Below are 13,205 nucleotides of genomic sequence, written 5' to 3' on the forward strand. Positions count from 1 at the left end.
GGCTGCATGGTCGAGGCAGATGCCGGACCCAACCCGCAGATCCCGGAGGCACGTGATGACTGACCAGCGCGACGAATCGATCCAGCATGAAGGTCCGGCCGGTGGCTGGGGATCGCTCAAGGGCATCGGGGAGGTATTCGCCCGCGAGTTGTCCACGCCCGCCGTGCTCGAGACGCTGATGCGCCAGAACAAGGCCGGCGGCTACATGTGCAGCTCCTGCGCGTGGGGCAAGCCGACCCATCCGCATACGTTCGAGTTCTGCGAGAACGGCGCCAAGGCGACGTTGTGGGATCTCACCCGCGATCGCTGCACGCCGGAGTTCTTTGCCCGGCACACCGTCACCGAGCTGCTCGGCTGGCCCGATTACGAGCTGGAAATGCAGGGGCGGCTTACCGCGCCCATGCGCTACGACTCGGCCACCGATTGCTACGTGGCCTGCAGCTGGGAGGAGGCGTTCACCGGCATCGCCCGCGAGCTCAATGTGCTCGACCCCAGGTCGGTGGTGTTCTACGCCTCCGGCAAGGCCTCGCTGGAAACCTCCTACCTGTACGCGCTGCTCGCGCGGATGTACGGGTGCAACAATCTTCCCGACAGCTCCAACATGTGCCACGAGACGACCTCGGTCGGCCTGAAGAAGGTGATCGGCTCGCCGGTCGGCACCTGCGTGATGGAGGACTTCGAGCACTGCGACGCGATCTTCTATTTCGGCCAGAACCCCGGCACCAACAGCCCGCGCTTCCTGCATCCGTTGCAGGAGGCGGTGAAGCGCGGCTGCAGGATCATCGTGTTCAACCCGGTGCGCGAGCAGGGGCTGGTGCGTTTCATCAACCCGCAGAACCCGCTGCAGATGCTGACCGGCGACGCCACCGAGCTGGCGCACATGTACCTGCAGGTGAAGCCCGGTGGCGACATCGCCGCGCTGACCGGTCTGGCCAAGCGCGTGCTGGAGGCCGACGACACGGCGCGCGCAGCGGGCAAGGCCGATGTGCTGGACCGTGACTTCATCGAGCAGCACACCCACGGTTTCGAGGCCTTCGTCGAGACGGCACGCAACACCGGTTGGGACGAGATCGAGCGCGTCAGCGGCCTGGCGCGCGCTGACCTGGAGGCGGCCGCCGACGTCTACGTGGAAGCGAAGAACGTGATCGGCGTGTACGGCATGGGGCTGACCCAGCACGTGCACGGCTCGCAGAGCATCGGCATGCTGGTGAACCTTATGCTGATGCGCGGCAACATCGGCCGGCAGGGCGCCGGCATGTCGCCGGTGCGCGGCCACTCCAACGTGCAGGGCCAGCGCACGGTCGGTATCTCCGAGAAGCCCGAGCTGGTCCCGCTGGACAAGCTCGCGGCGATGTTCGATTTCGAGCCGCCGCGCGACAAGGGTCTCACCACCGTCGATGCCTGCGAGGGCATCTGCGACGGCACGGTCAAGGGTTTCGTTAGCCTGGGTGGCAACTTCGTGCGGGCGATTCCCGATCGCGACGTGATGGAGCCGGCCTGGCGCGAGCAGGCGCTCACCGTCTACATCGCCACCAGGCTCAACCGCAGCCACCTCGTGCACGGCAAGGCGTCATACTTGCTGCCGTGCCTGGTGCGGGCGGAGGAAGACATGCAGGCGAGTGGGCCGCAGGCGGTGTCGATCGAGGACAGCTTCAGCCACATCTACGGCTCGGTCGGCAAGCGCAAGCCGGCCGACGAGCACCTGCTTTCCGAGCTGGCGATCGTCACCGGCATCGCCAAGGCGACCCTGCCGGCCCACCCGAAATGGCGCTGGGACGAGTGGACCGCCGACTACGGCATCGTGCGCGACCTGATTGCCGAGACCTACCCGCACGACTTCCACGACTTCAACGCGCGCATGTTCCAGCCGGGCGGCTTCTACCGCGGCAATCCCGCCCACGAGCGGATCTGGAAAACCGACAGCGGCAAGGCCGAGTTCACCAACCCCTCGGTGATGTCGGCGCTCGGCATCGGCGATGCGCCGGGTCGCTATCATCTGATCACCATGCGTTCGAACGACCAGTTCAACACCACCATCTACGGCCACAGCGATCGCCTGCGCGGGCTGGAGGGCTCGCGCGAGATCCTGCTGATCAATCCTGCCGAGATGGAGCGCGCCGGGCTGAAGGAGGGCGACGTGGTCAGCCTGGTGGGCGATGCTGGCGACGGCGTGGTGCGCGAAGTGAAGGGGCTCAAGGTTACCCCGTTCAACCTGCCCGATGGCTGCCTGGGCGGCTACTACCCGGAAATGAACGCGCTGGTGCCGCTGTGGTACCACGACGAGGCGTCGAAGACGCCGGCATCCAAGGGGGTGCCGGTGCGCATCCGCAGATAGTCCGGCGGGCCGATGGGCACGAGCGGCTAGGATGACGCGACTCCCGATGCCCATGGACCACTGCCGATGCCGCCTACCGTCGCCATGCCGCTGCCGCCGCGTCCCGCCTGCACCGACGCGCAGCGTATCGCCGCAGCCACGGCATTCGCGCAGGACATGGCCAGCCGCCGCACGGTGCGCGACTTCGCCGATACGCCGGTGCCGCGCGCGGTGATCGAGCAGGCGCGGCGCGCGGCGGGCAGCGGGTAGCGCGCCCAGTGAAGCCAACCAGCAGCCCTGGCGGTTCGTTGCGGTGGGGAAGGGAGCGCTGCGTTGGTGCATCCGTGAGGCGGCCGAGGCGGAGGAGCGCGAGTTCTACGAGCGGCGTGCACCGGACGAATGGCTGGAGGCGCTCGCGCCGCTGGGCACCGACGCGGATAAGCCGTTCCTGGAGACCGCGCCCTGGCTGATCGGGATCTTCTACGGACGCTTAGGCTTCGATGCGCAGGGTCGGAAGCACAAGCGCTATTACCCGCAGGAGTCGGTCGGCATCGCCGCCGGGCCGCTGATCGCCGCGCTGCATCGCGCGGGACTGGCCACGCTGATCCACACGCCGAGCCCGATGGGTTTCCTCAACGAGCTGCTGGGGCGTCCGCGCAACGAGATGCCGTTCCTGCTGCTGGTGGTCGGGCATCCGGCCGAGGGCTGCACGGTGCCGGCGATCGATCGGCAGCCGCTGGAGGCCTACGCCAGTTTCGTCGCCTGAGCGCGGGCCGGGTTCAGGTTGCGTTCGCGCCGTCCGGCGCGATTTCGACCACGTCCGCCAAAGCCTCCAGCAAGGTGCGCAGCCGGGCCATCCGGGCCGTCCCGAGCCGTTCGGCGAGCCGGTGCTCGAAGTCGGCGCTGAGCTCAAGCAGGGCGGTCATCGCCTGATCGCCGCGGCGGGTCAGCAGTACGCGCCGGGCGCGGCCGTCTTGGGGATCGGCCGCGGCGGTCAGGTAGCCGGCCTGCGCCAGCGCGTCCACCAGATAGGCCATGCTCTGCTTGGTCATGCCGGCGCGCTCGGCCAGCACGGTCAGGCGTGTGCCGTCGGCGTCGATGTGGCGGAACACCGCGCTGTGCGCGGCGCGGATGTCGTCGAAGCCGCGTTCGGCCAGGGCGCCATACACGGCTGACTGCAGGGCCTGGTAGGGCAGCCGGAGCAGGCTGCCGAGCGTACGCTGGCGGTCGGGAAAGGTCTTAGCCATGAGTCATGTTGACGCATAGTCAGATTGTCTGTCCAATTTAGTCAGCAAGACTGACTAACTGGAGATGTCCATGAACGCCCAGCTTCACCCCGTTTCCGACCCGGTCGCCCGCAACCTGGAGGTGGTCGACCGCCACATGCGCGACGAGGCCCGCGACCCGGACGGCGTGCTCGCGCTGTATACCGAGGACGCCGTGCTGGAGATCCCGGGCCGCGGCCAGCGCTTCGATACGCTCGAAGCGATCCGCGACAACTACGTGCGCATGTTCGCCTCGATGGCCGAGATCGAGATCCATCCGATGGACCGTTTCGCCACCGCCAACCGGGTGGTGGACGAGTGCCTGGTGCGCCTGCGCATTACCGGCGACGGCCTGGTCAACGTGCCGGTGCCGATCGGTGCGCGCGCCGAGCTGCGCCTGCTGCACGTGTTCCACATGCGCGACGGCCGCATCGCGCGCGAGGAAGTCTTCGAGGGCTGGCGCCGCCTCGACGGCTGACCGGGCGGCGCCGGGCATGCCGCCGGCGGCCGGTTTGTGCGACAGTCGCCCCCTGCCGTCCGAACGGCAAGTCGGCGGCGCCGGCTGCCCGGTGCCGGCGCCAAGTGACAGGGGACGCTGATGGTCGAGCTGGAAGTGCAGATCCTTGCCCTCGAACGCGAGGGTCTGCTGTTGGATATCGGTCGGATCGTTGCCGCGAACGGGTTCGTGTTGCATCGGCATCGGCTGGTCGACGACCGCAATGGCGTGCTGCTCTCCCTGATGGTGCGCGGGCATCGGCGTTCCCGGCGGGCGCTCGATGCGGCTCTGGGCAAGCTCGAGCGCGTGGTGAGTTTCACGATCGAGCCCGCTGACGGCGAGGACATGCGCCCCCATTTCGCCGCCGCGCGCCGGTTCGACTACGTGCCGCCGCCACCTCCGGCCCCGCCACCCGTGCCGGGCAAGCGCTCGCTGACCGGGCCGCCGATGCCGCCACCGCCGCGCGTGTCCGACACCGAGGCGATGGCGTTCTTCGACCGGGCCCCCGAGCGCACCACTCATGCCGCGGCGATCGAGCCGCTGCCCGTGCTGGACATCGACGCCGATCCTCCGTGGGCGGCCTGGCCAGCCGAGATGACCCGAATCCCGTCGACGCGCGAAGGGCGCAAGGAAGCCGCGCCGCCGCCGGCGCCGCCCGCACCCACGCCCGCACCGGTCCCCGCGCCAGCGCCGATGTCCGGCGAGGCTACGCCGCTGGATGCCGATCCGGTCGCGGTGGAGCGCCTGATGCGGGCGCTGCCCGGGGCTTATCCGGCGATGCTGCCGCTGGTCCGGGCGATGGAACAGGCGGTTGTTCCGGGGGCCCGGTTGGCATCGCTGGAGCTGGCCGGCACCCGCGTGGGGCGCTGGATCGCCGCCCGGCAGGGAACCCGTGGTCTGCCCCTGAGTCCGGACGAGGCATTGGCCAGGCGTGGCCTGCCCGCATTGGGCGAGCTGCTCGATGCGAAGCTGCAGGGCGGGCAGGTGCATCTCGGAGCCAGCCCGTTGTGCGGCAAGACCGACCAATCCGGCTGCACCTTCTTCGCTGGCCTGCTGCAGGGCGCCATGGAGCCGATGACCGGAGACGGTTCCGCGCACGTGATCGGCCTGTGTTGCCGGGCCCTCGGGGCCGACGAGTGCGTGCTGATGGTGGTCGACTGAGCCGGTCGCCCCGGCGCAGCGGCTATGCTTCGTGTCCCGCCGGGACGACGCGCGCCGCCGGGCTGGCGAACTAGCGCGTTCGGGCCGGGCAGGGGGAGCCCCATCGCATGTGCGGGATAGCGGGATTCGTCGGAGGGCAGGACACGCCGGAAGTCACGCGCGGGACGCTGGGGCGGATGATCCGGACCCTGCGCCATCGCGGTCCGGACGGGTTCGGCTATCACCTGGGCGAGGGCGTCGGGCTGGCCCACGCGCGACTGGCGATCATCGACCTGGCGACCGGGCAGCAGCCGATCCGCAACGAGCGCGGCACCGTGTGGACGGTGCTCAACGGCGAGATCTTCAACTACCGTGAGCTGCGCCGGACGCTGGAGGCGCAGGGGCATGCGTTCTACACGCATTCCGACACCGAGGTCATCGTCCACCTGTACGAGCAGTACGGGGACGACTTCGTCGATCACCTCAACGGCCAGTTCGCCATCGCGCTGTGGGACACCGAGCGCCGCCGCCTGTTGCTGGCGCGCGACCGTACCGGCATCCGCCCGCTGTTCCACGCCAGCGCGGGTGGCCGCTTGTGGTTCGGCTCGGAGGTGAAGGCGCTGCTGGCGGTGCAGCCGAAACTGGGCGTGCTCGACCCGCACGGGGTGGCGCAGGCGCTGACCTACTGGGGAACGATCGATCCCGGTACGGTGTTCCGCGACGTGGCGAGCGTGCCGCCGGGGCATGTGCTGGCGCTGGAGGCCGACGGTCGCCGTTCGCTGCGGCGCTACTGGGACTGGGAGTTTCCCGAGCTCCAGGATGGCCGCCAGCAGCGGCCGTTCGGCTCCATCGACGAGGCCGCCGGCGCGCTGCGCGAACTGCTGGTGGATGCCGTGCGGCTGCAACTGCGGGCCGACGTGCCGGTCGGCGCCTATCTAAGTGGCGGGCTGGATTCCTCCGGCGTGGTCGCCCTGATCCGCCACTACACGAACAACCCACTGCGCACCTTCTCGGTGGCCTTCGAGGACGCCGAGTTCGACGAGAGCGATTTCCAGGCGCGGATGGTCGCCCATCTGGGCACCGAGCACACCACGCTGCGCTGCACCCGGCGCGACATCGGCGAAGCGTTCCCGCAGCTGATCGAGCACACCGAGGCGCCGGTGTTGCGCACCGCGGGCGTGCCGCTGATGCTGCTGGCCGGCGACGTGCAGCGGCATGGCTTCCGGGTGGTGCTGACCGGCGAGGGTGCCGACGAGGTATTCGGCGGCTACGACCTGTTCAAGGAGGCCAAGGTGCGCCGGTTCTGGGCGCGCCAGCCCGGGTCGACCTGGCGCCCGCGCCTGTTCGAGCGTCTGTACGGCTATCTGGCGCACTCGCCGGTGGCGAATGCGGCGATGGCCCAGTCGTTCTTCGGTCGCGGCATGGAACATCGCGATCGGGCGGTGTTCGCTCATCTGCCGCGCTGGACCACCTCGCAGCGCGCGCTGGCCTTTTTTTCGGCGGAGTGGCGCGCCCAGGTGGAAGGCTGGGATCCGCTGGCCACCTTCGAGGCCACGCTGCCGCCGGCGATCGGGCGCTGGAGCCCGCTCGCCCGCGACCAGTACGTGGAGGCGCATTCGCTGCTGGCGTCCTACCTTTTGCCGATGCAGGGCGACCGGCCGGCCATGGCGCACTCGGTCGAGGGGCGCTACCCGTTCCTCGACCATCGCGTGGTGGAGTTCGGCAACCGCCTGCCCGACCACTGGAAGATCCGCGGCCTGACCGAAAAAGATGTGCTGCGCCGTGCCCTGGCCGGCCTGCTGCCGGAGCAGATCCGCCAGCGCACCAAGCAGCCGTACCGGGCGCCGGACCAAGGCAGCTTCTTCTTCGACGGCGAGCCGCTGGACTATGTGGCCGATGTGTTGAGCGGCGACAGCCTGCGCGAGGCCGGCTATTTCCACCCGGACCGGGTCGGGCGGCTGTTCGACAAGTGCCGCCGTGGCCAGGCGATCGGTTTCGCCGACAACCAGGCCTTCGTCGGCATCCTGTCGACCATGCTGGTGCATCGCCAACGGGTCAGGCACGGATCGGGGGTCTGACCGCCGGTCGAGCAGATAACCCGAAAATGTGATGCAATTCACAAAACAGGGGGTGGTGAGTGAGTGCAGAACTGGCGCGGATTACGGCCGACATCCGGACGTACATCCTGGAGAACCTGATGTTCAGCGATGACGGCTCCGTCCTCGCCAACGACGCGTCGCTGCTCGAGAAGGGCGTGATCGATTCCACCGGCGTGCTGGAGCTGGCGATGTTCCTGGAGACGCAGTTCGGCATCTCGGTGAAGGCGGACGACCTGCTGCCGCAGAACTTCGACTCGGTGGACAGCATGGCCGGATTCGTCCATCGCGCCATCAACAGCGAGGTCGCGGCTGCGGCCGCGGTATGACGGCGCGCGAGATCCGTCGGCTGCACGACAGCCTGCTGCAGCACGCCGGCGACCCGGCCACGGCGGACAAGCCGGTGGTGATCGCCGAAGGCCAGCGATACACCTACCGCGAGCTGCTCGAGGCGGCACGGCACCTCGCCGGAACGCTGCAGGCGCGCGGTGTCCGCCGCGGCGACCGGGTGGCGATCTACCTCGACAACGGCTGGCCTGCGGTGGTGGCGATCTACGCGGTGCTGATCGCCGGTGGCGTGTTCCTGGTCGTCAACCCGCAGACCAAGTCGGACAAGCTCGCCTTCATCCTCGATGACTGCAGCGCGCGAGTGCTGGTTACCGACGCGCACATCGGCGAGCAGTTCCTGCCGCTGCTGGACGGCTCGCGTCTGCCTGGCGGGGTGATCTGCTCCGGCGAATGCCCGGAGCATCGCGCGATATCGTCCTTCGATGCGGCCACCTGCGACGCCGCGCCGGAGCCGGTGGAGCCGACCGTGATCGGCCCGGACCTGGCCGCACTGATCTACACCTCGGGCAGCACCGGCACGCCCAAGGGCGTGATGCAGTCGCACCAGTCGATGGTGTTCGCCGGCGGCAGCCTGGTCGAATACCTGCGGCTGTCGTCCGACGATCGCATCCTGTGCGCGCTGCCGCTGGCCTTCGACTACGGCCTATACCAGTTGCTGATGACCGTCAGGCTGGGTGCCACGCTGGTGCTGGAGCGCTCGTTCACCTTCCCTGCGCAGGTCTTCGCGCGGATGCAGGCCGAGGGCGTCACGGTGTTTCCGGGCGTGCCGACGATGTTCGCCATGCTGCTGGCCACGCACCGCAAGTCGCCGCTGCGCTTCGACGGCGTGACGCGGGTGACCAATACCGCGGCGGCGCTGTCCGACGACAGCGCCGCGCGCCTGCGCGAGATCTTTCCGCGGGCGCTGATCTACAAGATGTACGGCCTGACCGAGTGCAAGCGGGTCAGCTACCTCGAGCCGGAGCTGGTCGACCAGCGTCCCGGCTCGGTCGGCAAGGCGATCCCAGGAACCGAGGTGTACCTGCTCTCGCCCTCCGGCGAACCGACCCCGGCGGGCGAGATCGGCGTGCTGCACGTGCGCGGTCCGCACGTGATGCTCGGCTACTGGAACCGTCCGGACCTGTCCGAGCACATGCTGCGTCCGGGGCGGCTGCCGGGCGAGCGGGTGCTGTGCACGCACGACCTGTTCCGCATGGACGAGGATGGCTTTCTCTACTTCGTCGGTCGCAGCGACGACATCATCAAGACCCGCGGCGAGAAGGTCAGCCCGGTCGAGGTGGAGAACGCGATGAGCGCCATCGACGGTATCCGCGAAGTGGCGGTGGTCGGTGTCGAGGACGAGCTGCTCGGCCAGGCGATCCGCGCCTACGTGGTGCTGCAGGACGATGCCTGCCTCAGCACCGGGCAGATCCGTGCGCTTTGCCTGCGGCGACTGGAGAGCTTCATGGTGCCGCAGCAAGTGGTTTTCGTGCAGGAGTTGCCGCGCACGCCTTCGGGCAAGGTCAGCAAGCGCGCACTGCTGGAGTCGCTCGCATCGTGAGGTCGCATCGATGAGTGTGTTGTTCGAGGGCATGCTGTCCCGTCTCACCGATGGCCTGCAGGTGTTGCCCGACAAGCCGGAGGAAACGCCCGAGAGCGCCCTGCGCGCGCTGTGGCATACCGCGGCGGGGCGTCCGTGTTCCGCACACGTGGCGATGCGCCGGCCGCTACCGGCGATCGAGGCCAGTCCGGCCGCGGTCACCGTGCTGGAGCGACTGGTACAGCGGCGCCTGCTCGGCGAGCCGCTGGCCTATATCACCGGGCGGCAGAACTTCATGGGGCTGGAGATGCTCAGTGCGCCGGGTGCGCTGATTCCCCGCGCGGAAACCGAGTTGATGGCGCGGGCGGCCGTCGATCTGCTCGACGGTGTGCGCGGCGAACCGCTGGCGCTGGATGTCTGTACCGGTTCGGGCAACGTGGCCTATGCGATGGCCTGGGGTGTGCCGCGGGCGCGCGTGATGGGTGGCGACATCAGCGAGGAGGCGCTGGCGCTGGCCGGGGAGAACGGGCGCCTGCTCGGCATGCAGGACCGGCTGGAGTTCCGCCGCGGCGACCTGCTGGCGCCATTCGACGAGCCGGGCCTGACCGGCCGGATCGACCTGATCACCTCCGCGCCGCCGTACATCCAGAGCGGCAAGGTGGACGTGATGGCCCCGGAGATCGCCAGCCACGAACCGCGCGAAGCCTTCGATGGCGGTCCGCTCGGGGTGACCCTGCTGATGCGCTTGGTGGAGGAGTCCCCGCGCATGCTGCGGTCCGGCGGCTGGCTGGCATTCGAGGTCGGCAAGGGGCAGGGGCCGGCGATGTCGCGCCGACTGCAGCGCGACACGAACTACGCTGAGGTGCGCGAACTGCCCGATGCCGAGGGCGTGGTGCGCGCGCTGCTGGCGCGCCGGGCGTGAACGGGCGGATGGCGGGGGAGGCGACGGCATGACGGCCGCGCTGGACTGGAACGTGCTGGACATCGATCCGGCCGCCGAGGTGGAGCGCATCGTCGCGTGGATACGCGCCACGCTGGCGCAGACGCTGCATCGGCGCGGGCTGGTGGTGGCCATCTCCGGGGGCGTGGACAGCTCGGTCTGTGCCGCGCTGGCAGTGCGCGCGGTGGGGGCATCGCGGGTTTACTCGCTGATCCTGCCCGAGCGGGATTCATCCGGACGCAGCGCACGCGATGCCGGAGCGCTGGCCGAGTTCCTCGGTATCCGCGTGCAGACGCAGGACATTGCCCCGGCGCTGGAGGCGATCGGTTGCTACCGCTCGCGTGACGAAGCGGTGCGCCGCGTGTTGCCGGACTATCGCGAGGACTGGCGCATCAAGGTGGTGATCGCCGGCGGCCGCGAGGGTGGCATCAACCATTTCCGGCTGGTCGCCGAGGCGCCGGACGGACGCCGCTTCGACGCGCCGATGGCGTTGCCGGAATACCTGCAGATCGTCGCCGCCACGAACTACAAGCAGCGCCTGCGCAAGACCATCGAATACCACCACGCCGACCGCCTGAACTACGCCGTGGTCGGCACGCCGAACCGGCTGGAATACGACCAGGGCTTCTTCGTGAAGAACGGTGACGGCTCGGCCGACCTCAAGCCGATCGCGCACCTGTACAAGTCGCAGGTCTATGCGTTGGCGCGTTACCTGGAACTGCCCGAGTGCGTGGCCACGGCCGAGCCGACCACCGACACCTACAGCCTGGCGCAGGGGCAGGACGAGTTCTATTTCGCCTTGCCGTGGCGCTCGATGGACCTGGCGCTGTGGGCGCTCGAACATGACTTGCCGCCGGCCGCGCTGTGCGGGCCACTGGGCCTGGCGCCCGAAGCCGCCGAAGCGGTCTACGCCGATATCCGCGCCAAGCGGCGCAGCACGCGCTATCTTCACCTGCCCCCGTTGAGCCTGACCTCGCCCCCCGCCATGCCATGAGCAGCGCGCCGTCCTCCCCCGCGTACACGATCGAACCGGCGCGGTTGCCGGACGATGTGGCGGACATCGTCGGGATCTGGGATGTCAGCCGCCTGGGCCGGCCCGAGGCGCACCGTCCGAAGATCGACTGGTTCTACCGGCAATGCCCGTTCGGCGAGCCGACGGTGTGCCTGCTGCGCGACCGGGCCAGCGGTGAGCGGGTCGGGGTCAGTTCGGCCGGGCCTCGACGCATGGTGACCAGCGGGCGGGTGCTTGAAGCCGGCGTGCTGGTGGATTTCGCGGTACATCCGAAACACCGCAGCCTCGGGCCGGCGATGATCCTGCAGGCGGCCCTGATGGAGGCATCCGCCGAGCGGTTCGATCTGCTGTACGGCGTGCCCAATCCGAAGTCGCTCGCCGTGGTGAAGCGGCTCGGCTACGCGGTGCTCGGCGAGATGCGCCGGCACGCGCGGGTGTTGCGCAGCCGTCGCTATCTCGCGCGGCGCATGCCCGGCTGGCTGGCGGCGCTCGCCGCGCTGCCGGTCGATACCGCCGTCGCGTTGACGCTGTTCGCGCGCGGTGCGTGGGCCCGGTCGCTCACTGCCGAATGGAGCGACCGGGTCGATCCCCGCATGGATGCCCTGTGGCAGCGATCCCGACTGGGCGATACGGCCCTGGCCGCGCGCGACAGTGTCTTCCTGCGATGGCGTTTCGACGCGTGGCCGATGGTGGCGACGCGCTACCTGTTGGTATCCGCCCGCGACGGCACGCTGCACGCATGGTTCGCCTGCCAGGCCGAGGGCGGCGTCCTGCACGTGCGCGACTTCTGGTCGGCCGGCGCGATCGACGGCGTGCCGCGCGCCTGTCTGGACCTGCTGCTCCACGCGGCGTGGCGCGAGGGCCTGGGCGCGGTCTCGGTGGAGTGCATGGCCACCGCGGCCTGCCATGCGGCCTGGCAGCAGGCCGGGTTTCGCGAACGCGGCCGCCGTCCGGTCATCGGTCGCTGGCAGCGGGGCTTCGCGGCAGGGACCCCGCCGGCGCTGCACCTGACTGCCGCCGACGAAGACCAGTAGCCGGAACGGCTCAACGCGCGGCCAGCATGCCTTCGCTGCGCATCCATGCCAGCGTGTCGCCGAGCAGCGAATCCAGCGGCGTCTCCACGTAGTCCAGCTCGCGAATGGCCCTGGACGAATCCACCCGCAGGTGATGCGAGGTCAGCGCCGCGCCTTCCGGTGTCACGTCCGGCTCGCGCCCGCTGAACCGGGCGATCGTGTCCAGCACGCGGGCGTAGGCCATCAGTGCCCAGGCCGGCGTGGCGCCCCGCGGCGTGCGGCGTCCGAGGGCGGCGCCGACGCGGTGCACGAAGTCGACGAAACTGGCCTGCTCGCCGCCGAGCAGGTAGCACTGGCCGTAACGCTGTCGCTGCCATGCCCGCAGCTGTGCACGTGCGATCTCGCGCACGTCGGCGAAGGCACCGATGCCGGGCGGGATGCCGGGGAGTTTCTGCGCATCGACCAGGCGAATCAGTCGCGACCAGTTGTGCCGGTCGCCGGGCCCGAGGATGTGCGAGGGATTGAACACGATCCACGGCAGTGCGCTGTCGCGTACCGCCTGCTCGGCGAGGTATTTGCTGCGCTCGTAGTTGATCCAGCTGTCGCCGCCGCGCTGCGGCGTGGCCTCGGTGATCATGCCACGCACCAGGTGCGAGTACGCCGACACCGAGGAGGTGTGCAGGAAGGCGCCGACGCGGGCGCGTTTCGCAGCCGCCAGCAGCTGCCGCGTGCCGTCGACATTGGTGGCGGTCTGTCGTGCGGCGTTGCGCTTCCACATGCTGGTGTCGGCGGCAGCGTGGAATACCGCTTCGCAGCCAGTCAGTGCAGCGGCGAGCGAGTCGGTGTCGTCCAGCCTGGCCCGCACAGGTTGTCCGCCCTGCGCGGCGATGGCCGTGTCCGACGCCTCGCTGCGCGACAGCGCGCGCACCGTGTGGCCGGCGCCGGCCAGCTCGTGCAGCAGGTGGCCGCCGAGGAAGCCGCTGGCACCGGTGAGGAAGACCGTGCTCATGCGTGCACCGGACGAGGGTCTTGGGATGGCATCATCGTCGAACCGCTCCTGGG

The 13,205-nt window shown here is 69.5% G+C and carries 13 protein-coding genes; 11 read left to right on the forward strand and 2 right to left on the reverse strand.

Going from position 1 to position 13,205, the window contains the following annotated elements:
• Nucleotides 1-55 precede the first annotated feature (55 nt).
• The 3 genes from NC595_RS17540 to NC595_RS17550 all read left to right on the forward strand — a co-directional run bounded on the left by NC595_RS17540 (nt 56) and on the right by NC595_RS17550 (nt 3,080).
• Nucleotides 56-2,335, forward strand: a complete 2,280-nt coding sequence (locus NC595_RS17540) for an FdhF/YdeP family oxidoreductase (protein WP_253568617.1) — start codon at nt 56-58, stop codon at nt 2,333-2,335.
• A 66-nt stretch (nt 2,336-2,401) separates the two neighbouring features.
• On the forward strand, nt 2,402-2,584 hold the full coding sequence (locus NC595_RS17545) for a hypothetical protein (RefSeq protein ID WP_253568618.1): 183 nt from the start codon (nt 2,402-2,404) through the stop codon (nt 2,582-2,584).
• 43 nt (nt 2,585-2,627) lie between these two features.
• On the forward strand, nt 2,628-3,080 hold the full coding sequence (locus NC595_RS17550; RefSeq protein ID WP_253568619.1) for a nitroreductase family protein: 453 nt from the start codon (nt 2,628-2,630) through the stop codon (nt 3,078-3,080).
• Nucleotides 3,081-3,093: 13 nt separating this feature from the next.
• Here the strand turns inward: NC595_RS17550 and NC595_RS17555 are convergent, their stop codons facing one another.
• Nucleotides 3,094-3,561 (reverse strand): MarR family winged helix-turn-helix transcriptional regulator, encoded by a 468-nt coding sequence (locus NC595_RS17555; protein ID WP_253568620.1) that lies wholly within the window; start codon nt 3,559-3,561, stop codon nt 3,094-3,096.
• Between the two features lie 70 nt (nt 3,562-3,631).
• Here NC595_RS17555 and NC595_RS17560 point away from each other — a divergent pair, with 70 nt between their 5' ends.
• The 8 genes from NC595_RS17560 (at nt 3,632) to NC595_RS17595 (ending at nt 12,164) form a co-directional block, all read left to right on the forward strand.
• Nucleotides 3,632-4,057 carry a nuclear transport factor 2 family protein gene (locus NC595_RS17560; protein ID WP_253568621.1) on the forward strand — a complete coding sequence of 142 codons (426 nt, stop codon included), beginning with the start codon at nt 3,632-3,634 and terminating at the stop codon, nt 4,055-4,057.
• A gap of 120 nt (nt 4,058-4,177) precedes the next feature.
• Nucleotides 4,178-5,236 (forward strand): hypothetical protein, encoded by a 1,059-nt coding sequence (locus NC595_RS17565; protein WP_253568623.1) that lies wholly within the window; start codon nt 4,178-4,180, stop codon nt 5,234-5,236.
• A 107-nt stretch (nt 5,237-5,343) separates the two neighbouring features.
• Entirely contained in the window at nt 5,344-7,293 is a 1,950-nt protein-coding gene (asnB, locus tag NC595_RS17570) for an asparagine synthase (glutamine-hydrolyzing) (protein WP_253568625.1), read from the forward strand.
• 59 nt (nt 7,294-7,352) lie between these two features.
• Nucleotides 7,353-7,640 carry a phosphopantetheine-binding protein gene (locus NC595_RS17575; RefSeq protein ID WP_253568626.1) on the forward strand — a complete coding sequence of 96 codons (288 nt, stop codon included), beginning with the start codon at nt 7,353-7,355 and terminating at the stop codon, nt 7,638-7,640.
• Nucleotides 7,637-9,199: a class I adenylate-forming enzyme family protein gene (locus NC595_RS17580; RefSeq protein ID WP_253568628.1), complete on the forward strand. Its 1,563-nt coding sequence runs from the start codon at nt 7,637-7,639 to the stop codon at nt 9,197-9,199. The genes NC595_RS17575 and NC595_RS17580 overlap by 4 nt, the downstream gene beginning before the upstream one ends.
• 10 nt (nt 9,200-9,209) lie before the next feature.
• A complete protein-coding gene (locus NC595_RS17585; protein ID WP_253568629.1) occupies nt 9,210-10,100 on the forward strand; it encodes a HemK family protein methyltransferase in 891 nt (296 codons plus the stop codon).
• 28 nt (nt 10,101-10,128) lie between these two features.
• A complete protein-coding gene (gene nadE / locus NC595_RS17590; RefSeq protein WP_253568630.1) occupies nt 10,129-11,112 on the forward strand; it encodes an NAD(+) synthase in 984 nt (327 codons plus the stop codon).
• A complete protein-coding gene (locus NC595_RS17595; protein ID WP_253568631.1) occupies nt 11,109-12,164 on the forward strand; it encodes a GNAT family N-acetyltransferase in 1,056 nt (351 codons plus the stop codon). The genes nadE and NC595_RS17595 overlap by 4 nt, the downstream gene beginning before the upstream one ends.
• 10 nt (nt 12,165-12,174) lie before the next feature.
• On the opposite strand, the gene NC595_RS17600 is transcribed toward NC595_RS17595, so the two are convergent.
• Complete coding sequence (locus NC595_RS17600) at nt 12,175-13,152, reverse strand: NAD-dependent epimerase/dehydratase family protein (RefSeq protein ID WP_253568632.1); 978 nt, start codon at nt 13,150-13,152, stop codon at nt 12,175-12,177.
• Nucleotides 13,153-13,205 lie beyond the last annotated feature (53 nt).

This window comes from Dyella lutea (assembly GCF_024158035.1).
GTDB classification, from domain to species: Bacteria; Pseudomonadota; Gammaproteobacteria; order Xanthomonadales; family Rhodanobacteraceae; genus Dyella_A; species Dyella_A lutea.